This is a genomic window from Streptococcus intestinihominis (assembly GCF_046824975.1).
Classification (GTDB): Bacteria; Bacillota; Bacilli; order Lactobacillales; family Streptococcaceae; genus Streptococcus.
This window is the reverse complement of record NZ_JBKQBL010000004.1, coordinates 207443-216108: the sequence shown is the minus strand read 5'-3', so window position 1 is coordinate 216108 and position 8666 is coordinate 207443. Positions and strand designations below refer to the sequence as shown.

The window sequence follows — 8666 nt, the reverse complement described above, 5'->3', positions numbered from 1 at the left end:
GCCTCTTAAAAATTTCACATAATGAACGTTTGGAATTTTTAGGAGACGCTGTTCTCCAGTTAGTGATTTCCGAATATTTATTTGCCCTCTACCCAAGTAAGCCAGAGGGTGATTTGTCAAAAATGCGTTCCATGATTGTTCGTGAGGAAAGCCTAGCAGGTTTTTCCCGTGATTGTGGTTTCGATCAATTTATCAAACTTGGCAAGGGAGAGGAAAAATCTGGTGGACGTAACCGAGATACCATCTTAGGAGATTTGTTTGAAGCTTTTTTAGGCGCCTTACTCTTGGATAAGGGAGTAGAGATGGTGCGGAACTTCATTCAGCAAGTCATGATTCCTAAAGTCGAGGCAGGCCAATTTGAGCAAGTGATTGACTATAAGACGCGCTTGCAAGAAATCCTTCAAATCCATGGGGATGTCTTGATTACCTATGAAGTGACGAATGAGTCAGGACCGGCTCATGCCAAGGAGTTTGAAGTGCAAGTGTCTGTCAATGGGAAAATCATCGGTCAAGGACGTGGCCGGTCTAAAAAGGCTGCAGAGCAAGAAGCAGCAAAAAAAGCAGTGGAGAATAAGGTGGATCCCTCATGTATTTAAAGGAAATTGAGATTCAAGGATTTAAGTCTTTCGCAGATAAGACCCGGGTCATCTTCGACCAAGGGGTAACCGCAGTGGTGGGCCCTAATGGATCTGGAAAATCGAACATTACAGAAAGTCTACGCTGGGCCTTAGGGGAATCGAGTGTCAAGAGCCTACGTGGTGGCAAGATGCCGGACGTGATTTTTGCAGGGACTGAAACTCGGAAACCCTTAAACTACGCCTGCGTAACGGTAGTACTGGATAACCGGGATGGCTTTATCAAACAGGCTGCAAAAGAAATCCGCGTGGAGCGTCATATTTATCGCTCGGGTGATAGTGAATACAAGATTGATGGTAAGAAAGTCCGTTTGAGAGATGTCCATGATCTCTTTATGGATACTGGACTAGGGAGAGATTCTTTCTCTATTATTTCCCAAGGGAAGGTTGAAGAAATCTTCAACTCCAAACCAGAAGAGAGACGGGCTATTTTTGAGGAAGCCGCTGGGGTTCTTAAATTTAAGACACGTCGCAAGGAAACGGAATCTAAGTTGGTTCAGACCCAGGATAATTTGGACCGTCTGGAAGACATTATTTTTGAGTTAGAGGGGCAAATCAAACCTCTTGAAAAGCAAGCCCTTGTGGCCAAACGTTTCTTAGAATTGGATCAACAACGCCAGGTTCTTTATTTGGATGTTTTGATTGCTCAAATTGAAGTCAATAAAAAAGACTATGATCAAGCCGTCCAAGAAGAAGCCTCCATCCAAGAGCAATTAAAGGCTTATTACCAGAAAAGAGAAGAGTATGAGGCGGAAAGTCTCCGATTGAAACAAAGTCGTCAGACTCTTCAACACCAATTGTCAGATGATCAAGCTAGCCTCTTGGAATTGACTCGTCTCTTAAGTGATTTGGAGAAACAAATCGAATTGGCACGCTTGGAGTCCCAACAGGTCGCTCGAAGTCGTCAGGAAAATCAAGAGCGGGTCAATAGTCTGGAAGTGCGCCTACAAGTTCTTCGGAACCAGTTGGAAGAAAAACAAGCCAATACAAAGAGTCTTCAAGAAGAACTACAAAAGAGCCAAGTAGCTCTGGAAGGTCTGGAGAAAGAGTTGGCCAGCTTCTCAGAAGATCCAGATCAGATAATCGATTATTTACGTGAAAAATACGTGGCCTTGATGCAGGATGAAGCGGAGCGATCAAACGAATTAACAACCATTGAAAATCAACTGGAAGCCTCAGCTCAATTGTCACAAAGCAAAAAGGAAGATTACCAAAATCAAATCCAAATGGTGACAGAACTGCAAGAAAAAGAGCAGGTTGCTCAAGAAGCTTATCAAGGAGCTCAAGAGCATCTGAAACACTTGCTTGAGACCTATCAGTCAGAGGCAAAACGCTTTGAGGAAGCTCACCAGGCTTATCAAGAAGCGCAAGCCAAGATGTTTGATTTACTGGATCAAAGTAAGGAAAAACAGGCTCGCATTAACAGTTTAGAGGCGATTCAAAAAAATCATAGTAATTTTTATGCGGGCGTGAAGAGTGTCTTGCAAGAAGCGACTCGCTTAGGCGGGATTGTGGGAGCTGTCAGTGAAAAACTTTCCTTCTCACCAGAGTATCAGACTGCCTTAGAGATTGCTCTGGGAGCCAGCAGTCAGCATATTATCGTAGAAGATGAAGGAGCAGCAACACGGGCAATCGAACATCTGAAGAAGAATCGCTCGGGTCGGGCAACCTTCCTTCCTTTGACAACTATTAAACCACGCTACCTTGCAGGAAAGAATCAAGAACTGATTGAATCCTGTCCAGGGTTCCTAGGGATGGCTAGCAGTTTGGTGGACTATGATCCTTCCCTCGAGTCGATTTTCCAAAACCTTTTGGGTGTCACAGCTATTTTTGATACGATTGAGCACGCCAAGGCGGCTGCTCGCAAGGTTGCCTACCAAGTTCGTATCGTGACGCTGGATGGAACTGAACTGCGCACAGGTGGTTCCTATGCAGGTGGTGCAAATCGAAGCAATAATTCGATTTTCATCAAGCCAGAACTGGATCGCTTGCACCAAGAATTGGCCTCTCTTCAGAAGAACTTGCGAGAAGTAGAAAGGCAGGTTCAAGAGCAACAGGACCAAGTGACCCAATCACAAGAAACACTAGAATCTTTGAAAAGCCAAGGAGAAGGGGCGCGACTAGAAGAGCAACGCCTTCAATTGGCTTTTGAGCAAGCTCACCAGCAACTCTTGGATGCCCAAGAACTGTTAGAACTTATCCGTACAGAGCTGGATGAAGGTAGCGACCAAGAGCTCCTCCAAAAACGGGATCACTTGCAAGCGCGACTGAAAGAAATTGAGACGGAAAAAGAGCAAGTCACTGCTGAGATTGAAGAAGTCAAGCTAAATAAAGATGTCGTTGTCGAGAAAATTGAAAATTTACGAGCAGCCATTGCCAAGCTCCAATTACAGAAAACAGAGTTGAAGAGTCGATTGAACTATGACCAGACAGATGCCGAACGCTTGCAGCAAGAGTTGGCTTCTACTGAACGGGAAATCCAAGCTCTCCAATATGCGATTGAGCAGGGAGAAGATCGACATGAGCAAATCGATGTTTCTGTCCTTGAAAAACAATTGCAAGCAACCCTTCAAGAGAAAACCGCTCTGGAGCAAGCTGTGATTCGTAAGCAATTTGAGTTAGAGGATTTGGAAGGCCAGTCTGAAGATGTAGCGGGTCATATGGAACAAGCCCGTCGTAAAAATGAGGAGTGGATTCGCCTACAGGCCAAAGCAGAATCCAATCGCGATCGCTTGGCAGATAAGCTAAATAAACTGATGTTAGCTCTGACCGATGAATTCAAGATGAGTTTTGAAGAGGCATCTAATCAGGCCAACGAACTAGAGAATCTAGCCCAGTCTGAGCAAGTCTTAAAAGACTTGGAGAAAGCAATTAAAGCCTTAGGACCTGTCAATATTGATGCTATCGAACAATACGATGAGGTCAAGACTCGGTTTGATTTCCTTTCCGGTCAACGAGAAGATGTCTTGGCAGCGAAGAATCTTCTTCTTGAAACTATTAATGACATGAATGATGAGGTGAAAGAACGCTTTAAGTCTACGTTTGAAGCGATTCGTGAATCCTTCCGAATAACCTTTAAACAGATGTTTGGGGGAGGATCAGCAGATCTCATCTTGACGGATGGGGATCTCTTGTCAGCTGGGGTCGAGATTTCTGTTCAACCGCCAGGTAAGAAAATTCAATCCTTGAATTTGATGAGTGGTGGGGAGAAAGCTTTGTCAGCATTGGCGCTGCTCTTCTCAATCATTCGTGTCAAGACTATTCCATTTGTCATCTTGGATGAGGTAGAAGCGGCTCTAGACGAGGCCAATGTTAAACGTTTTGGGGATTACCTCAATCGTTTTGATAAGGAAAGTCAGTTTATTGTGGTCACCCACCGTAAGGGAACCATGGCGGCAGCAGATTCCATCTACGGAGTGACCATGCAAGAATCTGGAGTCTCTAAGATTGTATCTGTGAAGCTGAAAGATATAGAAGGAATGGATAATGGAAATTAAATTAGTCGCAACAGACATGGATGGGACCTTTTTGGATGAAAATCATCAATTTGATCAAGCTTTATTCCTAAAGGTATTAAAGAAGTTTCAAGAAAAAGGGATCTACTTTGCGGTAGCAAGTGGTCGGCCTCTCCTCTCTTTGAAGACAATCTTTAAAGAGGTTCAGGATCAGATTATTTTTATAGCTGAAAACGGCAGTGTTGTTGAGTTTCATGGTGAAGATGTCTATGAAGCGACCATGAGTCCTGAATTTTACCAAGCCATGTTTGCCAAGTTACAAGAAAGTCCTTATTTTGATAAAAATAAGTGCTTGTTAACGGGAAAACGTGGGAGCTATGTTCTAAAAACCGTTGATCCAGACTATCTAGCTGCTTCACAAAACTACAATGAAAATATTCAAATGGTGTCTGATTTTTCAGAAATTGATGATCTTGTCTTTAAGATGACCACCAATTTTGACCAAGAAGTATTAGCGGAAGGGGAAGCCTGGGTTACCCAAAATGTTGAGGGTGTTAAGGCTATGACCACTGGTTATGAGTGCATTGATATTGTCTTGGATTATGTGGACAAGGGAGTCGCCATTCAAGCCCTAATGGATCAGTTGGGCATTAGTCGAGACCAAGTCCTAGCTTTTGGAGATAATCTCAATGATCTTCATATGATGCAGGTTGTTGGCCATCCAATTGCACCGGAAAATGCCCGTCCAGAGATTTTGGAATTGGCTGAAACCATATTGCCCCATCATTCGACAGGATCTGTCCTGCGCTATATGGAGGAAGAATTATGAGTCAGATTAAGGTTATCGCACTAGACTTGGACGGTACTCTCTTAAATTCAGAAAAGAAAATCTCCCCTCGGAACCTGGCTGCCATTCGTGCAGCTCAAGAAAAAGGGGTCAAGGTGGTTTTGACGACGGGACGTCCTCTCAAGGCCATGGATTTTCTGCTCCAAGAGATTGGAACAGCTGGCTTGTCGGATGAATACACCATTACCTTTAATGGAGGCTTGGTACAAAAGAATACAGGAGAGATTATTGCGAAAACAGTTTTCTCTCGAGATGATGTCGTCCGCATTTATGAAGAGACAGAGGCCCTTGGTTTGCCCCTAGACGCCATTAGTGAGGGGGATGTTTATACACTGACATCTGATCAAGAATCTCTTTACCCTCTCTACAATCCTTACTTGAACTTTATTCCTGTTTCTATTGAGGATTTGTCCAGTCAGATAGCTTATAATAAGTGTGTGACAGCCTTTCAACAGGACTATTTGGATGGCGCTATTTCAAAGATTTCTCCTGACTTAGGGGAGCATTTTGAGATTTTTAAATCCAGAGACATGCTCTTAGAATGGTGCCCCAAAGGCGTTCAAAAGGATCGAGGCTTGGAAGCTTTGGTGGAGTATTTAGGAATCGATGCTAGTCAAGTCATGGCTTGTGGTGATGAGGCCAACGATGCCAGCATGTTAAAATGGGCAGGACTAGGAATCGCCATGGCCAATGCGGTGGATGAGGTGAAGAAAATCGCTACCCTTGTTTCGGACTACACCAATGATGAAGATGCAGTCGGAAGAGCGATTGAAGAATATGTATTGAAGGAGGGTCAATAATGGGATTATTTGACCGACTATTTGGAAGAAAAGAAGAAGCAAAACCACAACCCCAAGATCATACAGAAGAGCTTGTGGAAAGTCCTGAGGAAGCAAGTTCCTTAGTTGAGCCAGAAACAAGTAAGGCTTCACAAAGTGATGAAGCTAAGATTTCGGCAATGGAAGCCTACTATGCGGAATTGAAAGAGCGAATGGCTGCCGAATCAGCGCGATCAGCTCAAGAGTCGAAAGCATTTAGTGAAGAAGCACATACAGAAGAGCCTGTCAAACAGGATACAGCTGTCGAGGAAGTGGCCCCTTCTCAACTAGAGCAAGCTACCTCTCCTGAGGAAGTAACCGAACCTGCTCCTGTTCCTGAAGAACAGACTATAGAAGTAGAAACGTTTCAAGAAGAGAATCTTGAAGAAGAGCCTCTGAATTCTTCATCAGATCTAGCTCAAGATGCCCTTGTAGAGGAAGTTCTTGCAAAGAATGAAACAGAAGATGAGACTTCAAATCTTTCCAAAGAACCCGAGGAAGTAATTGAAGAAGCAACTACTGAAAGTTCAGAGGAAGAAACAGGAGAGTTTGAAGAAGACACTCCAGTAGAAGAAACAACTAGCGAACCTGAAGATACAGAAGAGCTTGAAGCAAAATTGTCAGTAGAGGAACCTACTAGCGAACCTGAAATTTCAGAAGAAGTTGAAGAAGAGCCTGAAGTAGAAGAAACGACAAGTGAGCCAGAGCTTGCTCAACCAACAGAAACGGTTCAAGAAAAATACAATCGAAGCTTGAAGAAAACTCGGACTGGCTTTGGTGCTGCCCTAAATGCGTTCTTTGCTAACTTCCGTTCTGTCGATGAAGAATTCTTTGAAGACTTAGAAGAACTCTTGATTATGAGTGACGTAGGGGTCCAGGTCGCTTCGAATCTGACGGAAGAGCTCCGCTATGAAGCACGCTTGGAAAATGCCAAGAAGCCGGATGCCTTGCGTCGAGTGATCATTGAAAAATTGGTGGATCTCTATGAAAAAGATGGCCAATACAATGAGCAAATCAACTTTAAGGACGGCTTGACCGTCATGCTCTTCGTCGGAGTGAATGGCGTTGGGAAAACCACTTCTATCGGAAAACTAGCTCATAAGTACAAGAAGGAAGGGAAAAAAGTGATGCTAGTCGCAGCAGATACCTTCCGGGCAGGAGCTGTTGCTCAGTTGGTTGAATGGGGACGCCGTGTGGATGTGCCCGTTGTCACAGGTCCTGAAAAATCAGATCCTGCAAGTGTGGTCTTTGATGGGATGGAACGAGCAGTGGCAGAACAAGTCGATGTTTTGATGATTGATACGGCTGGTCGCCTTCAGAATAAAGACAATCTGATGGCTGAATTAGAAAAAATCGGTCGCATTATCAAGCGCGTGGATCCTACAGCCCCTCATGAAACCTTCTTAGCCTTGGATGCGTCTACAGGACAAAATGCCCTGGTCCAAGCCAAGGAATTCTCTAAGATCACGCCGATTACTGGAATCGTCCTTACTAAGATTGATGGAACAGCTCGAGGAGGAGTGGTTCTTGCCATTCGAGAAGAATTGGATATTCCAGTGAAATTAATCGGTTTTGGTGAAAAAATTGATGACATCGGTGAATTCAATTCTGAAAACTTTATGCGTGGCTTGTTAGAAGGCTTGATATAAACAAAAAACTCATCTCAAGAAAGAGATGAGTTTTTTTTGTTGCACTTTTAGTCAGTCGGACAATTTATTCTTCAATTGCTGGTTGCCAGACCCATTCCGCATTGTAATCCTTCAAGAGGTCAAAGGAAGCTTGAGGTCCCATGGTTCCAGATTTATATTCATGAAGAGGGACTTGATTTTCAGCCCACATGTGTTCGATTCGGTCAATTAAGTTCCAAGAGGCTCTAACTTCGTTCCAATGACTAAAGTTGGTTGAGTCATTGTTCAAGACATCATAGATCAACTTTTCGTAAGGCTCTGGAGATGCACCGGTTGCGGTAGCTTCTGTTACATAGTCGAAGGAAATGGGAGCAATCTGGAACTGCTCGCCAACTTCTTTTCCGTTGACACTGAGAGAGAAACCTTCATTTGGTTGAATGTAGATGGTGAGCACATTTGGTGCAATTTCTTGACCAAAAATAGAGTCCATTTGTTTGAAGACGACATTGACATGGGTACCCTTCTTGGTCAGACGTTTTCCTGTACGGAAGAAGAAAGGTACTCCACGGAAGCGATCGCTATCCACAAAGAAGGCTCCAGAGGCAAAGGTCTCGGTCATGGATTCAGGGTTGACATTTGGTTCACTACGGTAAGAGATGTCCTTTTTCCCTTGAATTTTTCCAGAACGGTATTGACCTCGGATAAATTGTTTCTTTAATTCTTCATCAGATGGGTTGACCAATTGTTCAAAGACTTTCACCTTCTCTTTACGGATGTCTTCCTTGGTGAAGGAAGCTGGTTTGTCCATAGCTAAAAGAGAAAGCAGTTGAAGGGTATGGTTTTGGACCATGTCGCGGAGGGCACCAGATTCATCATAGTAGCCACCACGTTCTTCGACTCCTAGTCGTTCTGCGAAAGTGATTTGAACATTGTCGATAAAGTCACGGTTCCAGATGTTTTCAAAGATTAGGTTGGCAAAGCGGAGGGCAAAGATGGACTGGATCATTTCTTTACCAAGATAATGGTCGATCCGGAAAATTTGCTCTTCCTCAAAGGTTTCTTCCAATTCTTTGTTGAGCTGAATAGCTGTTTCCAAATCCGTTCCAAATGGTTTTTCAACGATCAAACGCTCAAAGCCTTTTCCATCCACAATGCCTTCAGATTTCAAATGTTTGGCAATCGTACCAAAGAATTGAGGTGCCATGGATAGGAAGAAGAGTTTATTATGTTCAGCTTGGTAGGTATCGTTGAGCTGATTTTGAAGTTCACGAAGCTTGATGTAG

At 43.7% G+C, this 8666-nt stretch carries 6 protein-coding genes; 5 read left to right on the top strand and 1 reads right to left on the bottom strand.

The genetic code is table 11. The features are described from left to right. From rnc to ftsY, 5 genes are all read left to right on the top strand, one after another. The coding region (rnc, locus tag ACLOR3_RS07920; protein ID WP_412037125.1) for a ribonuclease III at nucleotides 1–596 on the top strand (596 nt) is incomplete at its 5' end. After that, entirely contained in the window at nucleotides 587–4132 is a 3546-nt protein-coding gene (smc, locus tag ACLOR3_RS07915; RefSeq protein WP_411399935.1) for a chromosome segregation protein SMC, read from the top strand. The genes rnc and smc, both read left to right, overlap by 10 nt. Continuing rightward, nucleotides 4122–4919 carry an HAD family hydrolase gene (locus tag ACLOR3_RS07910; RefSeq protein ID WP_411399934.1) on the top strand — a complete coding sequence of 266 codons (798 nt, stop codon included), beginning with the start codon at nucleotides 4122–4124 and terminating at the stop codon, nucleotides 4917–4919. The genes smc and ACLOR3_RS07910 overlap by 11 nt, the downstream gene beginning before the upstream one ends. Beyond that, nucleotides 4916–5737 (top strand): Cof-type HAD-IIB family hydrolase, encoded by an 822-nt coding sequence (locus ACLOR3_RS07905; RefSeq protein ID WP_411399933.1) that lies wholly within the window; start codon nucleotides 4916–4918, stop codon nucleotides 5735–5737. The genes ACLOR3_RS07910 and ACLOR3_RS07905 overlap by 4 nt, the downstream gene beginning before the upstream one ends. Further along, nucleotides 5737–7404 (top strand): signal recognition particle-docking protein FtsY, encoded by a 1668-nt coding sequence (gene ftsY / locus ACLOR3_RS07900; protein WP_411399932.1) that lies wholly within the window; start codon nucleotides 5737–5739, stop codon nucleotides 7402–7404. The genes ACLOR3_RS07905 and ftsY overlap by 1 nt, the downstream gene beginning before the upstream one ends. Nucleotides 7405–7468: 64 nt before the next feature. Here the strand turns inward: ftsY and zwf are convergent. Beyond that, a partial coding sequence (gene zwf / locus ACLOR3_RS07895) for a glucose-6-phosphate dehydrogenase (RefSeq protein ID WP_412037124.1) occupies nucleotides 7469–8666 on the bottom strand: 1198 nt, incomplete at its 5' end.